Origin of the sequence: Microbacterium sp. 2RAF4, assembly GCF_052115285.1 — a bacterium.
GTDB lineage: Bacteria > Actinomycetota > Actinomycetes > Actinomycetales > Microbacteriaceae > Microbacterium > Microbacterium oxydans.
The window spans coordinates 957,931-976,785 of the sequence record NZ_JBFRGI010000002.1; the positions used below are offsets into that span (position 1 = coordinate 957,931).

15 protein-coding genes are annotated in these 18,855 nt (G+C 68.0%); 6 read left to right on the plus strand and 9 right to left on the minus strand.

All coding sequences use genetic code 11. The annotated features are described in order from the left end of the window. Positions 1–75 precede the first annotated feature (75 nt). The 6 genes from AB4070_RS09120 to AB4070_RS09145 form a co-directional block, all read right to left on the minus strand. Positions 76–4,173 (minus strand): PQQ-dependent sugar dehydrogenase, encoded by a 4,098-nt coding sequence (locus AB4070_RS09120; RefSeq protein ID WP_441979799.1) that lies wholly within the window; start codon positions 4,171–4,173, stop codon positions 76–78. Between the two features lie 283 nt (positions 4,174–4,456). After that, positions 4,457–5,209, minus strand: a complete 753-nt coding sequence (locus tag AB4070_RS09125; protein ID WP_441979800.1) for an ABC transporter ATP-binding protein — start codon at positions 5,207–5,209, stop codon at positions 4,457–4,459. Beyond that, positions 5,199–5,978 (minus strand): ABC transporter ATP-binding protein, encoded by a 780-nt coding sequence (locus AB4070_RS09130; RefSeq protein ID WP_441979801.1) that lies wholly within the window; start codon positions 5,976–5,978, stop codon positions 5,199–5,201. Before AB4070_RS09130 ends, AB4070_RS09125 begins: the two co-directional genes overlap by 11 nt. Beyond that, positions 5,975–7,000, minus strand: coding sequence for a branched-chain amino acid ABC transporter permease (locus AB4070_RS09135; RefSeq protein WP_441979802.1), 1,026 nt, complete (start codon positions 6,998–7,000; stop codon positions 5,975–5,977). The genes AB4070_RS09130 and AB4070_RS09135 overlap by 4 nt, the downstream gene beginning before the upstream one ends. A gap of 73 nt (positions 7,001–7,073) precedes the next feature. After that, entirely contained in the window at positions 7,074–7,958 is an 885-nt protein-coding gene (locus tag AB4070_RS09140; RefSeq protein ID WP_141368535.1) for a branched-chain amino acid ABC transporter permease, read from the minus strand. 7 nt (positions 7,959–7,965) lie between these two features. Continuing rightward, complete coding sequence (locus AB4070_RS09145; protein ID WP_441979803.1) at positions 7,966–9,201, minus strand: amino acid ABC transporter substrate-binding protein; 1,236 nt, start codon at positions 9,199–9,201, stop codon at positions 7,966–7,968. Positions 9,202–9,328: 127 nt separating this feature from the next. Between AB4070_RS09145 and AB4070_RS09150 the strand changes: the two genes are divergently transcribed. Beyond that, complete coding sequence (locus tag AB4070_RS09150) at positions 9,329–10,357, plus strand: LacI family DNA-binding transcriptional regulator (RefSeq protein WP_441979804.1); 1,029 nt, start codon at positions 9,329–9,331, stop codon at positions 10,355–10,357. 47 nt (positions 10,358–10,404) lie between these two features. Here AB4070_RS09150 and AB4070_RS09155 read toward each other — a convergent pair whose 3' ends face one another. Continuing rightward, positions 10,405–11,907: an arylsulfatase gene (locus AB4070_RS09155; RefSeq protein ID WP_441979805.1), complete on the minus strand. Its 1,503-nt coding sequence runs from the start codon at positions 11,905–11,907 to the stop codon at positions 10,405–10,407. An 87-nt stretch (positions 11,908–11,994) separates the two neighbouring features. Beyond that, on the minus strand, positions 11,995–12,888 hold the full coding sequence (locus AB4070_RS09160) for a formylglycine-generating enzyme family protein (protein ID WP_441980558.1): 894 nt from the start codon (positions 12,886–12,888) through the stop codon (positions 11,995–11,997). A gap of 77 nt (positions 12,889–12,965) precedes the next feature. Here AB4070_RS09160 and AB4070_RS09165 point away from each other — a divergent pair, with 77 nt between their 5' ends. Continuing rightward, a complete protein-coding gene (locus AB4070_RS09165; RefSeq protein ID WP_441979806.1) occupies positions 12,966–13,277 on the plus strand; it encodes an NIPSNAP family protein in 312 nt (103 codons plus the stop codon). Positions 13,278–13,279: 2 nt separating this feature from the next. Next, entirely contained in the window at positions 13,280–13,852 is a 573-nt protein-coding gene (locus tag AB4070_RS09170; protein WP_441979807.1) for a GNAT family N-acetyltransferase, read from the plus strand. A 43-nt stretch (positions 13,853–13,895) separates the two neighbouring features. Here AB4070_RS09170 and AB4070_RS09175 read toward each other — a convergent pair whose 3' ends face one another. Then, positions 13,896–15,050: an ROK family transcriptional regulator gene (locus AB4070_RS09175; RefSeq protein WP_441979808.1), complete on the minus strand. Its 1,155-nt coding sequence runs from the start codon at positions 15,048–15,050 to the stop codon at positions 13,896–13,898. A 124-nt stretch (positions 15,051–15,174) separates the two neighbouring features. Here AB4070_RS09175 and xylA point away from each other — a divergent pair, with 124 nt between their 5' ends. From xylA to AB4070_RS09190, 3 genes are all read left to right on the plus strand, one after another. Then, complete coding sequence (gene xylA / locus AB4070_RS09180) at positions 15,175–16,365, plus strand: xylose isomerase (RefSeq protein ID WP_441979809.1); 1,191 nt, start codon at positions 15,175–15,177, stop codon at positions 16,363–16,365. Positions 16,366–16,372: 7 nt separating this feature from the next. After that, positions 16,373–17,770, plus strand: a complete 1,398-nt coding sequence (gene xylB, locus AB4070_RS09185; protein ID WP_441979810.1) for a xylulokinase — start codon at positions 16,373–16,375, stop codon at positions 17,768–17,770. Between the two features lie 78 nt (positions 17,771–17,848). Continuing rightward, positions 17,849–18,838: a hypothetical protein gene (locus AB4070_RS09190; RefSeq protein ID WP_441979811.1), complete on the plus strand. Its 990-nt coding sequence runs from the start codon at positions 17,849–17,851 to the stop codon at positions 18,836–18,838. The last annotated feature ends 17 nt before the right edge of the window (positions 18,839–18,855 follow it).

The following is an 18,855-nucleotide window of genomic DNA, read 5'->3' on the forward strand; positions in this document are numbered from 1 at the left end:
GGGAACGGCCATGCTATCGAGGGTGGAGCGCGTGGAGGCTCGAGCCGGGGGCGCCGGCTCGAGCCTCCACGCCCGCTATCCGACTGCTCCCGTCAGCGTGAACGGGACGGTCGTGGCGTTTCCTGCCACGTCGTACACGACCAGGGTGTTCGCCCCGGCGACGGCTCCGAAGGCTCCGGGCTTCACGAAGTTGAGGTCGGACCAGACGTTGTCCGTCAGATCCTTCGCCACCCCGTTGAGGGTCAGTCGATCCACCTTGCCCGCGTCGTTGAGCTTGTACGACACCAGACTGTAGGCGCCGTCGGCACCGACGGTGAACTGCCCGCCGTCCTTGACCGTGACCGTGGGGGCGGTGACATCGAGCGTGAAGCTCACAGTGGTCGTGTTGCCCGCCACGTCGTACAGGACGAGCGTGTTGGCCCCTTCGACTGCGCCGAACGCACCCGGCACCACCGAGTTCAGGTCGGACCAGACATCGTCCGTCAGATCCTTCTCGACGCCGTTGAGCGTCAGCCGATCGATCTTGCCGGCATCCTGGAGCTTGAACGACACCTTGCTGTAGACGCCGTCACGTCCGACCGTGAAGTCGGACCCGCTCTTGACAGTCGCGACGGGTGCGGTGGTGTCCTCGGCCGCTGCCGTGACCGACAGGCCCCGCAGACGTCCGAAGTTGTCGAAGGAGCCGAACCCCACCCGCCCCTCGGGGAACGTGGTGTCGTTCGCTGTCATCAGCGGGGTGTCGAGCCCGTCGACGTAGACGGCGATGTCGCCGCTGTCGGCACAACGGAGCACGCGCACGTCGTGCCATTCCTCGTCGGTGACCGCCGGCGGCGCACCGATCGCACCGTCCCACTGGTCGTCGATCCGCTCCCGGTCGGCCTTGTTCACCTTGAAGATGCCGTTGTGCGGGTAGATCGAGTTGTCCTGCGAGAGGTGCGCGTAGTAGTACTCCGTGTCCGACTTCCATCCGAAGACGATGATGACGTCGCGGTTGTTGACCGATGCCTTCTCGTCCAGCCGCACCTGGCCGGTGAGGTCGAACGATCCGAGCACCGGCCCCTCGGTGAGCACGGCGTACTCGAACGGTCGGCGGATCCCGTCGTTCGGGTTGGTTCCCGCCTCGGTGAGCACGACCTCGTCACCGGGGAAACTCCACTTGGCCGGAGTCCGCGGCGCCCAGTCGTCCTTCGCCATCACATCCGTGATGGTCTCGCCATCCGGAGTGCACGCAGGCGGGGTCGGCGGCACGACGGGCGGCACCGCGTACAGCGCGTACTGCGCGGCGACCTGTTCCGGCGTCGGCACCGTGTCGAGCAGCATGATGTCATCCATCCGTCCGTTGAACGGGTTGGCCTCCTTCGTGTTCTGCGGGAAGCTCCCGCCGATCTTGATGCCGGCCGGCGCGGTGTCGGATGTGGACCCCTCACCCCACGGATTCGCCGCGGTGTACTTGCCCGCGAGTTCCTCGCCGTTCATGAACAGCTTCATCTCACCCGCGGCGAAGTCGAAGGTCGCGGCGAGATGCACCCACTGCCCCTTCTTGAGGATCTCGTTCCAGGGCAGATCGGCCGCGAACGTCCAGGAGCCGCCGCCGTCGACGCGGCGCCCGAGCGCCACGAGCCTGAGCTCACCGTCGACCGTGATGACCTCGAGCAGCGCTCGCACCGCATGACCGTCGGAGGTGCCGGTGAGCACGCCCGCGAGCCCGATCGCGTTGTATACGTCGTCGGGATTCGCGGTCCCCGAGTTCAGTGCCGGGTGGTCACCGGTCGGCTTGAACCAGCCCATGACCGAGGCCTTGTCGGTAGCAGCGAATCGGTCGAGCGACTCCACACCCTTCGCGTCGTAGACGCCCGCCTTCCAATCGTCGTTCGACGCGGTGCGCGGACTCATCTGCTGTGTCTGCAGAGCTTCACCCGCACCCGGGTAGGCGCGATCCGCGACCCGCATCTCCACCCCGCCGTTGATCAGCGAGATGGGGGTGCCGGAGCGTCCCTGGTCGAGCTCGACCGTCGGCTTCGTGGCATCCAGGTGGTCGAAGTCGTGATGTGTGACGAGGTTCGGAGCGAGTGCCGGGAGGACGAACGGGTTGGTCGGTTCGTCCACCGAACGCGCTCCCGTCACCTTCCAGATCTTGCCGTTCGCCTTCGACACCAGGTAGAGCTCGCCGTCGGCATCGGAGCCGAACCGCAGGTCGACACGCTTGTCACCCACCAGCTCCTGGAACGTGGTCTCCACGCCGTCGGCGAAGACCCGCAGCTCCTCGATCGTGGCGAGGTCGGCGATGTCCCCGTCGTTGCGCACCATCTCCTCCGCATCGGTGGACAGCACCCAGCCGCGCACGAGATCGGTGAAGAGGTAGCGACCCTGCAGCTCGGGGATGTCGCCGCGATAGACGAACCCGCCGTTCACGGCCACGCCCGCATCGCCGGTCTGACCGGGGTCGCGGTTGTGGTCGTAGGCGGCCACCGGGTAGGTGAAGCCGTTCTCGGCATCGTCCTCCGGCAGCGGGAAGATCTGTCGGTTCTCCGCGAGGAACGACCCCTCGCGCACCGACCAGCCGAAGTTGTCTCCCGGCTCGACGGCGTAGATCGACTCGACCTGCCATTCGCCGATGTGCGCGAGGTACATGGTGTGGTCGCCCTCGGTGTCCCAGCTGATGCGGTGCGGGTCGCGCATGCCGACGGCGTAGATCTCGGGCAGTGCCTCCGCCTCCTCGAGGAACGGGTTGTCACCCGGCACGCCGTACTCGCCGTTCTCGCTGTCGTCGCCGGTCGGGTTCACGCGCAGGATCTTGCCCTGCGGAGTAGCCAGGTCCTGCGGGTTGCCGTTGCCCACGCCGTTGCCGCCGTCGCCGACGAGGATGTACAGGTTGCCGTAGTCGGCGTCGCCCGCGGAAACGGTCGGGTTGAACGCGATCTGCTGCACGGTGTGCACGCGTCCGGCGAACGGGATCCGCATGACCTCGCGGTGCGTTCCCGAGAAGGTCTCAGCGGAGGGATCGCTCGCCTTCCATTCGGTGATCACACTGTGGAAGGCCGTGGTGCCGAAGGCCGGGAAGTCCGGGGTGTCTTCGGTCAGGGCGGATCCCCCCTCGGTGTGCACGGTGTAGAACAACCCGTTCTCGGCGAAGTCGGGGTGGAATTCCGCGGAGCCGAGCCCCGTGCCCAGACCTGCACTGTTGTGGAAGTTGTCGATGAACTCGTTCCGGACGTTGAGGTACGGCACGTACTCGCCCGATGCCTTGTCGACCAGGTAGAGGATGTCGTTGTTGTCGGGGACCATCAGCCGACCGGAGCCGTCCGGCACCTCATCGAGGTGCGTGATGCGGTTGTGGCGCACCAGGCGCTGATCCTGCGTCGCGGGCGTCGTCTGCGACTTCGGCAGCTGTGCGAGCTCCGTCACCTCGATGCCGAGGTCGGCGAGCGCGGGGTCGGGAAGCGGGTTCAGCAGCGGCTCGTTCGCCGTGCCGCCGGGCGCGCAGTCGCCGGGGTTGCCTGTGGCGATCGCGAGGTTCTCCCCGGTGTTGTCGACCGCGACGTCGTCGAGCAGCAGGCGCCCTGTGCTGGTGGCGCCGTTCTTCCAGAAGAAGCGGTCGAGCGCGCCGTTCACGGCCTGCCGGAAGCCGAACTGCTGCTCTGTCCCCTCCGGGAGGCGGGTCTGCTCCTCGTAGGCGCCACCCTGGCTGTACACCGTGACCTTGTCGGTCGCATTGTCGGCGACGATCCACACGCACTGCCAGGCGTCCTTCGACCACACGCCGGCGGGCGTGAAAGCGCCGCCGTCGCGCACGCGCAGCACGTCGTCGTTCTGGTTGTTCACGTAGGCGCGACTGTGCGCGTAGTCGCTCGGTGCATCCACGTCTGTGAGTCCGAACGAGGTGTCGACGCTTCCGGTGCGGAGGAACCGGAAGAACAGCGTGCCGGTGGTGCCCTCGGCGATCGCGGGGATGGCACGGTACGACTGCTGCCCTCCCCCGACGGATTCGACGACCTGATTGTTGCCGTTCAACGGGTCGGCGATCACGCGAGGCGCGCTCGACGACGTCCAGCCGTCCTGACCGTTCAGGGCGACGCGCTCGTATGTCTCGAAGTCGACCAGCTCGGTGAAAGGCTCCGCTGCGGCAGCGGGCGTCGCGGTCAGCAGGGCTCCGACGACGGCCGCCGCAGCCACCAGCGCACCTGTTCGTCGCACCCCGGAGGATCGAGGGGGTGGTGCCGCCGACCGGGTGCTCGAGCTCGCGGGTCGCATGGTTCTTTCGTGCATCAGAAACCTCTCAACGTCGTCGTCGTGCGGTGTCGTGCCGATGGTTCGTGCCCGCTTCCCCGGGGCGGCACTGCAGCGGGGAAGACGTGAAGCGGTACTGCTGCTCGGGGCGGAAGCGCTCTCGCAAGCGCTTTCGCCGGTTGGACGAGAAAGGCGGAAGGAGGCAGCGACTGCCTCCTTCCGCCGAGGATCAGCCCGCGTCGGCGACCGAAGGCTTGCCGCCGAGATACAGCGCGGCCAGGGTCGGGTCGGCGAGCAGCTCGGACGCGGGGCCCGAGATGTGCACCCGACCGAGGTCGAGGACGCACCCGATGTCGGCGGTCTCGAGGGCCCGGCGCGCGTTCTGCTCCACGAGCAGCACAGCGGTTCCGGCATCGCGCATCCGCACGATCTGCTCGAAGACCTTCTCGGTCGTCTTGGGATCGAGCCCCATCGACGGCTCGTCGAGCAGCACCACCTTGGGGCTGACCATGAGCGACCGCGCGAACTCCACCTGCTTCTGCTGACCGCCGGACAGGAGGCCCGCGAGCTGCTTCCACCGCTCCCCCACGATGGGGAAGAGGTTCTGCACGAACTCGACGCGCTCCTGGATGACCTTCTGGTCCTTGAGCGTGAAGGCGCCGAGCATCACATTCTCGCCGACCGTCATCTCGCGGAAGACGCTGTGCCCCTGCAGCACGTGAGCGAGCCCGTGACGCAGCATAGACTGCGGCCCCTCGCCGGTGATGTCGCGGCCGTCGACGGTGATGTGTCCGGATCGGGGCTTGAGCATGCCGCTGGCCACCTTGAGCACGGTCGACTTGCCGGCGCCGTTCGGGCCGACCAGGCACACCACCGACCCCGGCGGCACCTCGACCGTGAGACCCCTGAGCACGAGGGCGGCACGTCCGTAGCCCGCCTCGATGTCACGCAGCTCGAGCAGGTTCTTCGCTTCAGACTCCAAGGTAGGCCTCCAGGACTCGCGGGTCTTGCTGGATGATCTCAGGCGTTCCCTCGGCGATCTGGCGGCCGCGGTCGAACACCACGACGTGATCGCACAGGCTCATGACCATCTCCATGTTGTGCTCGACGATGATGAACGTCTTGCCCTCGTCGTTGAGCTCGCGCACCAGGGTGGCGATGCGGCCGATGAGGGCGGGGTTCACGCCTCCTGCGGGCTCGTCGAGCATGATCGTGTCGGGTTCGCCCATGAGCACACCGGCCAGTTCCAACAGCTTCTGCTGTCCGTAGCTGAGGTTGCGCGCCTCGGCGTGCTCGAGGTGGTCGATGCCGACGCGCCGCAGCCAACCGCGCGCCCGCTCCAGCTCTTCGGGGTCGTGAGCCGAGCGCAACTGCTGACGGATGCTCGTGCTGCGCACGGCCACGAGCAGGTTCTCCATCACCGTCATGCGGGGGAACACCCGGCACAGCTGGAAGCTGCGTCCGATGCCGGCGCGTGCGATGCGGTCGGGTGACTTGCGCGTGATCGCCTGTCCTCGGTAGCGCACCTCTCCGGAGTCCGGCTTGATCATGCCGGTCACGCAGTTGAAGAAGGTGGTCTTCCCGGAGCCGTTCGGCCCGATCAGGCCGTTGACCTTGCCCTCCTGGAACGTGACCGTGGCGCCGTCGACCGCCGTGACGCCGCCGAACGACTTCGTCATCGCGACGGTGCTGAGACTCTCGAGCGTGGCTGTGGACTGAGCGGCTGCGTGCTGAGCCGTGGGGGCATTCATGACGCCGTCTCCTTCGTCGAGGCATCCGCTGTTCGGGCCTTGTTCTGCTCCAGCAGCTCGCCTGCGGTCACCTCGCGGATCGAGGCGGCGCTCGACGACCGCGTGAAGAGCCCCTTCACCGCGGGGATGATGCCGTCCGGCATGAAGAGCACGACGATGCCGAGCAGGATGCCCGTGGCGATCAGGTGGAACTGCGTGTCGCCGAACTCGAGCTTGAAGTACTCCAGCGCGATTCCGACGACGACCGCTCCGAGCAGCGGTCCGAAGAGATTCCGCACCCCGCCGAGCAGCGCCATCAGCACCATGTACGAGCCGATGAGGATCGAGAACTGGAAGATCGGATCCAGGTCGCCGAACCAGAGGGCGTAGAGTCCGCCGCCGAGCGAGACGAACAGGGCCGACAGCACGTATGCGATCAGCTTGTACCTCGTCGTCGGCACGCCGAGCGCCTGCGCCTTGTCCTCGTCTTCGCGGATGGATTTCAGCGCCGTGCCGAACTTCGACCGGTCGATGATCCACCACACGACGAGGGCCACCGCGAGGAGGCCGGCGAACAGGTAGTAGAAGATCCGGTGATGCTCCGGCCGCAGCACGTCGAACGGACGCGGGACGTTCAGTCCCTCGGATCCGCCGGTCACATCCCGCCAGCTCTGGAACACCAGGAGCATGATCAGCACGAAGGCGATGGAGACGATCACGAACGAGGCTCCGCGCACACGGAGGGCGGCGATGCCGATCGGGATCGCGATGACCGCGACCAACACGGCGGCCAGGATCCAGGCCAGGAATCCCGGGAGGTCGAGGTACTTGATCAGCAGCCCGGTGCCATAGGCTCCGAGCCCGAAGTAGGCGGCGTGCCCGAGGGAGATGTACCCCGTGAAGCCGCCCATGAAGTTCCACCCGGTCGACAGCACGGCGTAGTTGAGGATCACCACGCCCGCCGAGAGGATGTAGGGGTTCGGGGCGATGGTGGGGAACGAGAGGACGAGCGCCGCCCCCACGATCAGGAGGACGATGTTCACCCACCTCGTGGAGGTCCTGCGGACCGGGGCGGGTGGAGCGATCACGACCGTCTCGGTGGCGATCGGCTCTCGACTAGAAACGCTGGGCAAGACGACCTCCGAAGAAACCTTGCGGACGGAACATGAGCGTGGCGAACAGTGCGACGTAGAAGATCGTCTGCGCCCACGTCGGCCCCAGCGGCAGCTGGAGCAGGCTCTGCGCGACCCCGAGCACGAGGGCGGCGATGGCGGCGCCGGGGATGCTGCCGAGGCCGCCGACGACGATGATCGCCATGAGCGGACCGATCCAGTGCCAGTGCAGCGAGGGGTAGATGGTGGCATCGAGCGAGAGCGCGGTGCCTCCGATCGCCGCGGTCGCGAGTCCGAGCCCGAATCCGTAGCCGGCGACGCGGTCGGTGTTGATGCCGACCAGCCGCGCGGCCTCGGGGTGCTGGATCGTCGCCCGCAGCGCCTGACCGAACTTGGTGTACTTGAGCAGCACGAAGAGCAGTGCAAGGGCCACGGCCGCGAGACCGAACGCGATGAGTTTGACCACCGGCACCTGCGCACCGAAGACCTCGAGACTTGCGCTGGCGTACGGCAGCGGGATGCGGCGCTGGGTTCCGGAGAAGAAGAACCCGAGCGCTCCCTCGATGATGAGCGCCACCGCGAACGTGAGCAGCACCGACATCATGGTCAGAGTCAGGGGCTTGAGCCTCGACACCAGCAGACGCTGCATCACGACGCCGGTCACGAAGAACAGCGGCACGGTGACCACGAGCGACACGAGCGGATCGATGCCCGTCTCCCGGTTGAACCACCAGGCGAGGTAGGCGGCCAGGATGAGGAAGGCCGAGTGTGCGATCATGACGACGCGCATGATCCCGAAGTACAGCGTGAGCCCGGCCGCCAGGAGGGCGTAGAGCCCTCCCAGCAGGACGCCGAGGATCAGACTTTGCAGCAGCAGTGCTCCACTCACGCGCGGATCACCACGTCGGCTTCGGGTACAGGAAGTCGGCTTCCTTGACGTCCTCAGGGAGGACGATCAGGATCTCGCCGTCGATCCACTGCTGGATGAGGTGGGCGCCGGTGGGCTTGCCCGTCTCGTCCCAGCTGAGAGGACCGACGACCGTCTCGACCTCGTTGTCGCGCAACCAGTCGATGAGCTTCTGCTGGCAGTCGCCCTGCTCGGCACAGCCCACGGCCTCCACCGCCGCCGCGACGACCTGTCCGGTCGTGTAGGCGTTCGCCTCGTCCTCCGATGGCGGGTTGCCGTGCATCTCGGTGTACTTCTCGACGAACTCGACGTTGCTCGGGAACTGCGACTTCGGCGAGTAGCCGGTCGGCGCCAGGATCCCCTCGGTCGCGCCGCCGATCGCCGACGCGAACTCCGGGTTGGTGGGAGCGGTGGAGAACGCGGCGAGTTCGGGCTGGTAGTTCAGCTGCTGCAGCGCGATGATCAGGTTGACCGCGTCCTGGTACTGCGTCCCGCCGATCACGATGTCGGCGTTCGACTGCGCGATCTTCGCGGCGATCGTGGAGAAATCGGTGGTGTTGGGCGGGTAGACCTCGTTCACGAGGATCTCGACCCCGGCCTCCTCGAGCTTGTCCCTGAGACCGTAGGCGGTGCCCTGGGCGAAGGGGTCGTCCATGGCGGCGACGGCCGCGGTCTCCGGGCGCTGGTCCTCGGGAAGGGCCAGCAGGTAGTCGGCGAGGTTGTTGTAGTGATCGTTGGCGATCGCGGGCGCGGCGTAGAAGAGGTTGTCGAAGCCCTGCTCGAAGACCTCCTCCGCGGCACCGGCCGGCTCGACGAAGAGCATGCCGTACTCCTGCGCGACGCGGGCGGACGGGACGACGAGCCGAGTGGAGAACGGACCGAACACGAGGTCGACGCCGTCCTGCGCGATCAGCGACTCGTAGTCGGAGACGACGCGGTCGGCGTTCGACTGGTCGTCGAGGATCTTGAGCTCGACCTGCCGCCCGAGAAGGCCGCCGTTCTCGTTGACGATGTCGCGCCAGGCTTCGTACCCGCGCTCGACGCCCTTGCCCGGCTCCGAGAAGTCTCCGGTGAGGGGAAGCGAGATGCCGATGACGATGGGATCATCGGCGCCACCTCCCCCACCCTGGTCGCCGGTTCCGGAACAGGCCGTAACCGTGAGCGCGGCGATCGAGAGCGTTCCGATCGCCGCAGCGATCCGCCGACCGTGTCTGGGTGCAGTCATCCGAGTCTCCTACGTCATCGTAGCGAAAGCGCTTTCGTAAGCGCTTCCGCCACTATAGTGGGACGGAAGAACGAAGAGCAACCTACAGCGCAATCAGCGTCGATCTTGCTCCTCAGGGGGAGGCTTCGTGAAGCGTGAGGGCGCGCCACGACTCATCGACGTGGCCGAGGCAGCCGGGGTCTCCCTGGCGAGTGCCTCCCGGGCGATGACGGGCGGCTCGGGCATCTCCCCCGAGGTGGCGGCACACGTGCGCGTGATCGCGAAGCAGCTCGGCTACGAGCCGAACATGCACGCTCGGGGGCTGGCCGGCGGGCTCGTGCCGACCATCGGACTCGTGGTGCACGAGATCGGCGACCCGTACTTCTCCGACATCGCCAGCGGTGTCATCCGCAGTGCGACCCTCGAGAACCGCTCGGTGCAGATCGCGCAGGCCGACCGCACACCCGACAGCGAGCTCGCCCAGGTGAAGTCGCTGCTTCGTCAGCGCATCGGCTCGATCATCATCGCGGGCTCCGGCTACGCCGACTCCGATCGCGAGCAGGGCATGTCCGAAGCGCTCCTCGACTTCACACTCGCCGGCGGACGCGCCGCGGTCATCGGTCGACACCACCTCCCCGTCGACGCCGTGCTGCCGGACAACCACGGCGCCGGGGTCTCCGTCGGGCGTCACCTGGCCGGGCTGGGACACCGCCGGATCGGCGTCGTCGCCGGCCCCCTCGACCTCAACACGGTCGCCGACCGCATCGCCGGGCTGCGCGAGGGCACCGACGGCACCGGCGTCGAGCTCACCGTCATCTCTCGAGCGTTCACCCGCGAAGGCGGCATCGAGGGCGCGAGGGAGCTTCTCGATCGCGACGTCACGGCCATCGTCGGGCTCAACGACGCCATGGCCATCGGCATCCTCAGCGAGTTGCGACAGCACGGCATCCGCGTGCCCGAGGAGATGTCCGTCGTCGGGTTCGACGACATCGCGGTGGCCGCCGACGTGGCACCGGCGCTCACGACCGCACGGATCCCCATGTTCGACATGGGCCGGCACGCGGTATCCCTCATCCTCCGCCCCGCGAGCGACGAGGCGCGCACGATCGAGACCACGCACGAGCTGATCGTGCGCGGCTCCTCCGGCCCGCCGCGCACCGCTCCCGTCGCGATATGACAGCCTCAGTCCGACTTCTGGCTGTCATATCGCGACGGGAGCAGTCCTCAGGAGGCGCCCGCGGTCGATGACTCCAGCTTCGACATCACCTGATTGATCGTGAAGGACGCCGACTTCTGACGAGCGGGGAACTCCGCGAGCGACTGCAGCATCCTCGCGACGTACGCCTGCGCGGGGATCATGAGGAACACGTGCTCGAGCACCCAGTCCCAATAGGTGTTCGAGGTGATGTCCGCGCGCTCATACGGGTCGGTGCGCAGGTTGAACAGCTTCGGGAATCTCAGCTCGATGTACGGCTCCTGCCAGACCTGCAGCGTTCCCACGGCGCGCTGCTCGAGGAACACCAGCTTCCAGTTCTCGAAGCGCAGGGCCGTGAGATCGCCGTCGTCGGAGACGTAGAAGAAGTGCCGCCGGGGGCTGTGGTCGACGGCTCCGGTGATGTAGTCGAGCTGGTCGTGACCATCGAGGTGCACTGTGAACTCCGCGCCGTGCAGCTCGGTCCCCGCTGCCAGCCTCTCGGCGATGTCGGGGTCGCCGACCGCCGCCAGCAGCGTCACGAACCAGTCGTTGTGACTCACGATGCCGTTGAGCGTCGTCCCCGCAGGGATGCGTCCGGGCCAGCGGACCATCGCCGGCACACGGTACGCGCCCTCCCAGTTGGAGTTCTTCTCATTGCGGAACGGCGTCATACCGGCGTCCGGCCAGCTGTTCATATGGGGACCGTTGTCGGTGGAATACATCACGATGGTGTTCTCGGCGAGGCCCAGCTCGTCGAGGAGGTCGAGCAGACTCCCGACGACGTCGTCGTGATCGAGCATCGTGTCGTGATAGTTCGACTGCCAGCGCCCCGCCCGCCCCTTGCTCTCCTCCTTGGTGTGGGTGCGGAAGTGCATGTGCGTGGAGTTGAACCAGACGAAGAAGGGGGTGTCGTCCTCCGCCTTGGTGCGGATGAAGTCGGCGGCCGCGTCGCGGAACTCCTCGTCGACCGTCTCCATCCGCTTCTTCGTCAGGGGTCCGGTGTCCTCGATGCGCTGGGTGCCGTCATCGTTCGCCCAGGAATGGATGACACCCCGCGGGCGGAACCGCTCGCTGAAGCCGGGGAACTCCTCGTCCGTCGGATAGTCGGGGTGCTCGGGCTCCTCCTCGGCGTTGAGGTGATACAGGTTGCCGAAGAACTCGTCGAATCCATGCGCCGTCGGCAGATGCTCGTCGCGGTCACCGAGGTGGTTCTTGCCGAACTGACCCGTCGCGTAGCCGTGGTGCTTGAGCGCGTCGGCGATCGTCGGGTCTTCGGGCTGCAGTCCCAGCTTCGCGCCGGGCATCCCGACCTTGGTGAGTCCGGTGCGATACGGGTTCTGCCCCGTGATGAACGCCGCGCGCCCGGCGGTGCAGCTCTGCTCGCCGTAGTAGTCGGTGAACTTCACACCCTCGTCGGCGATCCGGTCGATGTTCGGGGTCCGATAGCCCATCAGGCCGTCGGAGTAGGTGCTCAGGTTGCTGATGCCGATGTCATCGCCCCAGATGATGAGGATGTTGGGCTTCTCAGCCATGGGAGACTCCTTGCTTCAACCGGTGAGGCGAGGGCGATCACCCTCGGTCGAAGCCAAACAGTTCCCCTCACGGAAACCCAGCGGGTCTCACTCGGAGCGGGTGAGCCGGAACCCGATGTGCGACATACCCGTGTCCTCGGCCTGCGGCGAGCGCGCCGCCGGCCGGAAGCGCAGGCAGTAGTCGGGCGAGCAGAGGTGCGATCCGCCTTTGAGCACGCGGCGCGGGATGTCGGGGAAGCCTTCCTGCGCGCTCGCGGCGGCCAGGAGGTTCGTGCGCTTGCCGGCATCGACAGGGGTGTCCGAGAGGCGGAGGTGGCGCGGGGTGTAGAAGTCGGTCGTCCACTCCCAGACGTTCGCGATCATGTCGTAGAGGCCGAAGCCGTTCGGAGGGTACGAGCCGACCGGGGCCGTGCCGCCCACCCCCTGGTTGTCGTAGGGGAAGCGTCCGAGCCACGAGTTCGCCTGAGCGACGCCGCCAGGGTAGGCCTCGTCACCCCACGCGAATCGAGCACCCTCGAGACCGCCGCGGGCCGCGTACTCGTGCTCGGCTTCGGTCGGAAGCCGCATGCCCACCCAGTCGGCGTACGCGACCGCATCCTCGAACGCGACGTGCACGACGGGATGCTGCAGCCGGTCGTCGATCGACGAGTCGGGGCCGAACGGCCGACGCCAGTACGCTCCCGGCTGCCAGCGCCACCAGTTGCGCCAGTCTCCGAGGTTCGTCGGGCCCGACGTCGGGGTGAACACCATCGCCCCGGGCACGAGGTCGGCGGGGTCGGCGCCGGCGAAGGCCGCGGGATCGAGCGGACGCTCCGCGACCGTGACGTACCCGGTCGCGTCGACGAACTCGGCGTACTGGGCGTTGGTCACCTGGTAGCGATCGATGAAGAACGAGGCGACCTCGCGCTCGTGCACCGGACGTTCGTCGGGGTAGAAGTCCTCGGATCCCATCAGGAAGGTGCCGCCGGGGATGTGGACCATGTCGCGGGAGTTCGTCACGAGACCGAGCGTAGTGTCCGGTTCGCCCGCGGTCCGGGTGATCTGGGAAGATCATCCGCATGATCACCGTTCACCTGCGCTACGAGATCGATCCGGACAAGCTGGACGAGTTCACCGAGTACGGCCGCACCTGGATCCGTCTCGTGCAGAAGCACGGCGGCGCCCACCACGGCTACTTCCTGCCGAGCGAGGGCGACAGCGACGAGGCCTTCGCGCTGTTCACCTTCCCCTCCCTCGCGGAGTACGAGGTGTATCGGACGGCATCCACGACCGATCCGGAGTGCATCGAGGCCTTCGACTTCGCGCGCAGGACGCAGTGCATCCGCCGATACGAGCGCCGTTTCCTCAGCCCGGTCTTCGACGGAGCATAGGCATGGATGCACCGGCCGTCGACGTGTCCGCGCTCACGGATGTCGCCACCCTGACCACCCCGCGGCTGCGACTGGAACCGCTGGGCATCGCGCACATCGACGGCGTGTGGGAGGGGCTGTTCGACGAGGAGAGCATGCGACTCACCGGCACGCGTCAGACGTTCACCCGCGAGGCGGTCGTGCGGCACCTCGAATCGGTCGGCGGCCGAGACGACCGGGCGGACTGGGCGATCATCGACCTCGCGACGGAGGAGTACGTCGGCGAGATCGTGCTCAACGAGCTGGAGACGGACGATGCGTCGATGAACTTCCGCATCGCCCTGAACCCCGGACGGCCCGGACGCGGCTTCGGCACCGAGGCCACGCACGCGGTTCTCGACCACGCGTTCGACCGCATCCGGCTGCACCGTGTGAGTCTGGATGTCTATTCGTTCAATCCCCGCGCGCAGCGTTCCTACGAGAAGGCCGGGTTCCGGTACGAAGGACGGCAACGTCACACGCTGTTCTGGGACGGCGAGTGGGTCGACTCCCTCCTCATGTCGGTGCTGAGCACGGACGAGCGCCCCGCACGCTGAGGCGGCTGCACCCGGATGTCGACGCGCTCGTCCGGCACGTGACTCAGATCACGCGCATGGCCGCCCACGCCAGCTCGGCCGCACCGAGCAGCAGGCGATCGGCGGCGAGCGATGCGGGACGGATGCGGAGTCCTTCGGCGTTCTCCGCCATCGCCCGCGCAGCCACATCGGCCGCGAAGGCTTCGGGGTCGATCGCCTCGAGCTGGGCGAGGAACCCGCCGAGGACCACGATCGAGGGGTTCAGGATGTTGACGGCATCCGCGATCGCCTGGGCGAGGAATCCGCGCTGGCGGAGACACTCCTCGCGCACCGCCGCCCTCTCGGACGCTGCTGCGAGCGCCCCCGCGAGAGTCGCATCGTCGGCGGCCACGAGACCCAGCGCCGAGAGCAGCCGCGCCCGACTGACGACCCCTTCGAGCACCTCTTCGGACGCGCCGTCGACACGGTTCTGACCGAACTCGCCGGCGAAGCCTCCGACGCCTCCGACCGGTGCGCCGTTCACGATGATGCCGCCGCCGATCCCGGAGGGGCCGCCGTTCAGATAGACGAGGTCGTCCACGCCCTGCGCCGCACCGAACAGATGCTCGGCGAGAGCACCGAGGCTCGCATCATTGCCCACGGCGACGGGTAGTCCTGTCGATGCGCTGATCGACGCGCGCAGCGGAGCATCCGTCCAGCCCAGGTGCGGCGCATTGCGCACGAGGCCGTCCGCGGCACGCACGAGCCCAGGCACGGCGACGCCCACCGCGATGACCCGCGCCCCCGCGAGTGCGCCGTGTCGCCAGCGCTCGGCCACGCTCGCGACCAGGGAGGCGACGTCATCGGCCGTGAGCAGAGACGACGACTCCACGCGTTCCCGGACGGCGATCGTCCGCGCCAGGTCGATGGCCGCGACCTCCACCGCGTCGACCTCGGGGTTCACGGCGATCACGACCGTGCTCGGCGATGCCGCGACCACGGGCGAGGGGCGGCCCGCCCGCCCGACCGGATCGGGATCACGTTCGACGACCCACCCGTCAGCGACCAGCTCGGCCACCAGATCCGCGATGGTCGAGCGGTTCAGCCCGGTCGCCGCCGTCAGTTGGGCGCGCGACTGCGCACCGCCCAGGTGGATGAGTCGGAGCACCCGTGCGAGGTTGCCGGCGCGCACGCCCCCGCTCTGATCCCTGAGCACAGCCGGCGTCCCGGGTTCGGTCACATCGTCCTCGCATTCCGCTTCGGCGTCTCAGTCTAGGAGGCTGGACATCCTGCCCCCCGAGAGATATGTTGTGCTTCACAACATATACGCGCACGTCGTCGTGCGCCTCATGCGAAGGAGCATCATGAGCCTCACCCCGACCCGCGCCGACAGGTTCTCATTCGGACTCTGGACGATCGGATACAACGGCACCGACCCGTTCGGCGGTCCCACCCGCCCGGCACTCGACGTGGTGCACGCCGTCGAGAAGCTCGCCGAGCTCGGCGCATACGGCCTCACCTTCCACGACGACGACCTCTTCGCCTTCGGCTCGACGGACGCGGAGCGCCAGAAGCAGATCGACCGACTCACGGGGGCGCTCGCCGACACCGGCCTCGTCGTGCCGATGGTCACCACCAACCTGTTCAGCGCTCCCGTCTTCAAGGACGGCGGCTTCACGTCGAACGACCGCGCGGTGCGGCGCTACGCCCTGCGCAAGGTCTTCCGTCAGCTCGACCTCGGCGCGGAGCTGGGCGCCAAGACGTTCGTCATGTGGGGTGGCCGCGAAGGCGCGGAGTACGACTCCGCCAAGGATGTGCGCGCCGCGCTCGAGCGCTACCGGGAAGCCGTCAACCTTCTGGGCGACTACGTGACCGACAAGGGCTACGACATCCGCTTCGCGATCGAGCCGAAGCCCAACGAGCCCCGCGGCGACATCCTGCTGCCGACGCTCGGCCACGCGATCGCGTTCATCGACTCGCTCGAGCGCCCCGAGCTCGTGGGGGTGAACCCCGAAGTCGGGCACGAGCAGATGGCCGGCCTCAACTTCACCGCCGGCATCGCCCAGGCGCTCTACCACGGCAAGCTCTTCCACATCGATCTCAACGGCCAGCGCGGCATCAAGTACGACCAGGATCTGGTGTTCGGCCACGGCGACCTGCACAACGCCTTCTCCCTCGTCGATCTGCTCGAGAACGGCGGCCCCGGCGGCGTACCCGCCTACGACGGCCCGCGTCACTTCGACTACAAGCCGTCCCGCACCGAGGACGAGACGGGGGTGTGGGACTCGGCCGCCGCCAACATGCGCACGTACCTGCTGCTGAAGGAGCGCGCTGCCGCATTCCGCGCCGACCCCGAGGTGCAGGAGGCTCTGGCTGCCGCGAAGGTCTCCGAGCTGTCGACCCCCACTCTGGACGACGGCGAGTCCTACGAGACCTTCCTGACCGACCGCAGCGCTTACGAGGAGTTCGACACCGACGCGTATCTCGGCGGCAAGGGGTTCGGCTTCGTCCGGCTGCAGCAGCTGGCCACCGAGCACCTGTTGGGCGCCCGGTGATCGGCTGATGGCACTCGTCCTCGGCGTCGACTCCTCGACGCAGTCGTGCAAGGTCGTCGTGGTCGATGCGGCGACGGGAGCGGTAGTGCGCTCGGGACGCGCCGCGCATCCGGATGGCACCTCGGTCGACCCGGATGCGTGGTGGTCCGCGCTGACCTCAGCCATCGACGACGCGGGCGGGATCGACGACGTCGAGGCGTGGGCCATCGGCGGACAGCAGCACGGCATGGTCGCGCTCGACGCTTCCGGTGCGGTCATCCGCGACGCCCTGCTGTGGAACGACACCAGATCAGCGGATGCCGCGGCGGACCTGGTCACGGAGTTCGGTGCGCAGGAATTGGCGGATCGCACCGGAGTGGTGCCGGTGGCTTCCTTCACGATCTCGAAGCTGCGGTGGCTGCGCGACCATGAACCGGAGAACGCGGCTCGTGTGGCAGCTGTCGCCCTCCCCCACGACTGGCTCACCTGGCGGCTGCGCGGATACGGACCGGCGTTGGCCGAGTCCGCGCCGCTCGGAGCCGTGCTCGAGGAACTCGTGACGGACCGCTCCGACGCTTCAGGCACCGGCTACTGGAGCGCGGCGACCGGCGAGTACGACCGCGAGCTCGTCATCGCGTCGCTCGGGCATGACGCGATCCTGCCGCGAGTGCTCGGAGCGGAGGAATCAGTGAAGGACGCCGGGGGACGCCGCGTCGCACCAGGGGCGGGCGACAACGCCGCTGCCGCCCTCGGCCTCGGCGTCGGACCGGGGGATGTGGTCGTCTCGATCGGCACCAGCGGCACGGTCTTCGCGGTGAGCACCGAGCCGTCCGCCGACCCCTCGGGGACCATAGCCGGCTTCGCCTCGGCGGACGGCCACTTCCTCCCGCTGGTGTGCACCCTGAACGCGGCGCGAGTGCTCGACGTCACGGCCGCGCTGCTCGGTGTCGACCATGATGAGCTCGGTCGGCTCGCCCTCTCCGCGCCCGCCGGAGCGCACGGCCTGAACCTGGTGCCGTACTTCGAGGGGGAACGCACTCCGAACCTGCCGGACGCCACCGCCACGCTCACCGGCATGACCCTCGCCTCGACCACCCGCGAGAACCTGGCACGTGCCGCGGTCGAGGGCATGCTGTCCGGACTCGACGCCGGACTCGACGCCCTGCGCGGCGCCGGGGTGCCGCTGCGGCGAGCGCTGTTGATCGGCGGCGGGGCGCAGTCGGCGGCCGTGCGGGAGATCGCCCCGCAGATCTTCGGGATCCCGGTCGAGGTACCGCCCGCCGGAGAGTACGTCGCCCTCGGGGCTGCCCGTCAGGCCTCGGGGTTGCTCCGCTCCCGTCGCGATATGACACCCTCCTCGCCCGGATCAGATGCGATTTCGCGACCGGAACACGGACGTGACTCCTCCTCCCCAGGTGAGGGCTGACGGAGGGGAGCTGCGGGGAGAGGGAGGAACTGGGGAAGGAGGGGGAAGCGTGCGAGGGTGAAGTGAGATGGTCGCCGGATGACACGGCCACGCATCCCGCTTCCTCCCCATCTCGGCGACAGCTTCAGTCTGCGCACAGCCCATCATGCGGGCCTCGGGCGCGGACGACTCGACGGAGACGATCTGGAGCGCCCGTTCCCCGCGGTGCGCAGACGGAGGACGGCTCCGACATCGGCTCAGCAGCAGAATCCGTATGAACGTCAACGGATCGCGCGCATCAGCGGGGCACGCGCCTACGCGCATCGGATGATCGACGCCCAGCACATCAGCCACGAGTCCGCTGCCGCCCTGTGGGGTGCACCGTTGCCCCTCGCCCGCACCTCCGATGGACGCGTCGCCGCCGCAGACGAGCTCGGCGTGCACGTCACCACGATCGGATCCGGCCCGCTCGCCCGGTCGCGCGGGGTGATCCGACATCGTGGACACCCGGAGCGCACGTCCACCACCGAGCGGGACGGGATCCGCCTCGCCACGCCTGCGAGCACCTGGGCATCGCTCGGCGCACTCCCGCTGTTCGACCTGGTCGCGCTCGGAGACCACTTCTGCCGAGTCTGGCGTGCAGGGTACGGTCGCCCGGATCCTGGGCGTCCGCCCCTGGCCAGGGTCGCAGATCTCGAGGCGGCTGTCCGCGCAGGCCGCCGCGTCGGCATCCGAAGGCTCCGAGAGGCGATCACGCTCATCCGCGAGGACTCGTGGTCACCGCGGGAGAGTCAGGTGCGCTGCGTCCTGGTCACTGCCGGCCTTCCGGAGCCCGAGCTCAATGTCGACCTCCACGACGGAGAGGAGTTCCTCGGCTGCGGTGACCTGGTCTATCCCAGACACCGGGTGCTCGTGGAGTATCACGGCATGGTGCACGGCGCACAGTGGGCGGCTGACGTGGAACGATCCGCGCGCCTTCGGGCCGCCGGGTGGACGCTCATCGAGGTGACGGCACCCCTGTTCGCCCGTCCGGAAGTGTTGGTCCATCGCGTGCGAGCCGCGCTCCGGGACGCTCCGGTCGCGATATGACAGCTTCCCGAGCCGAT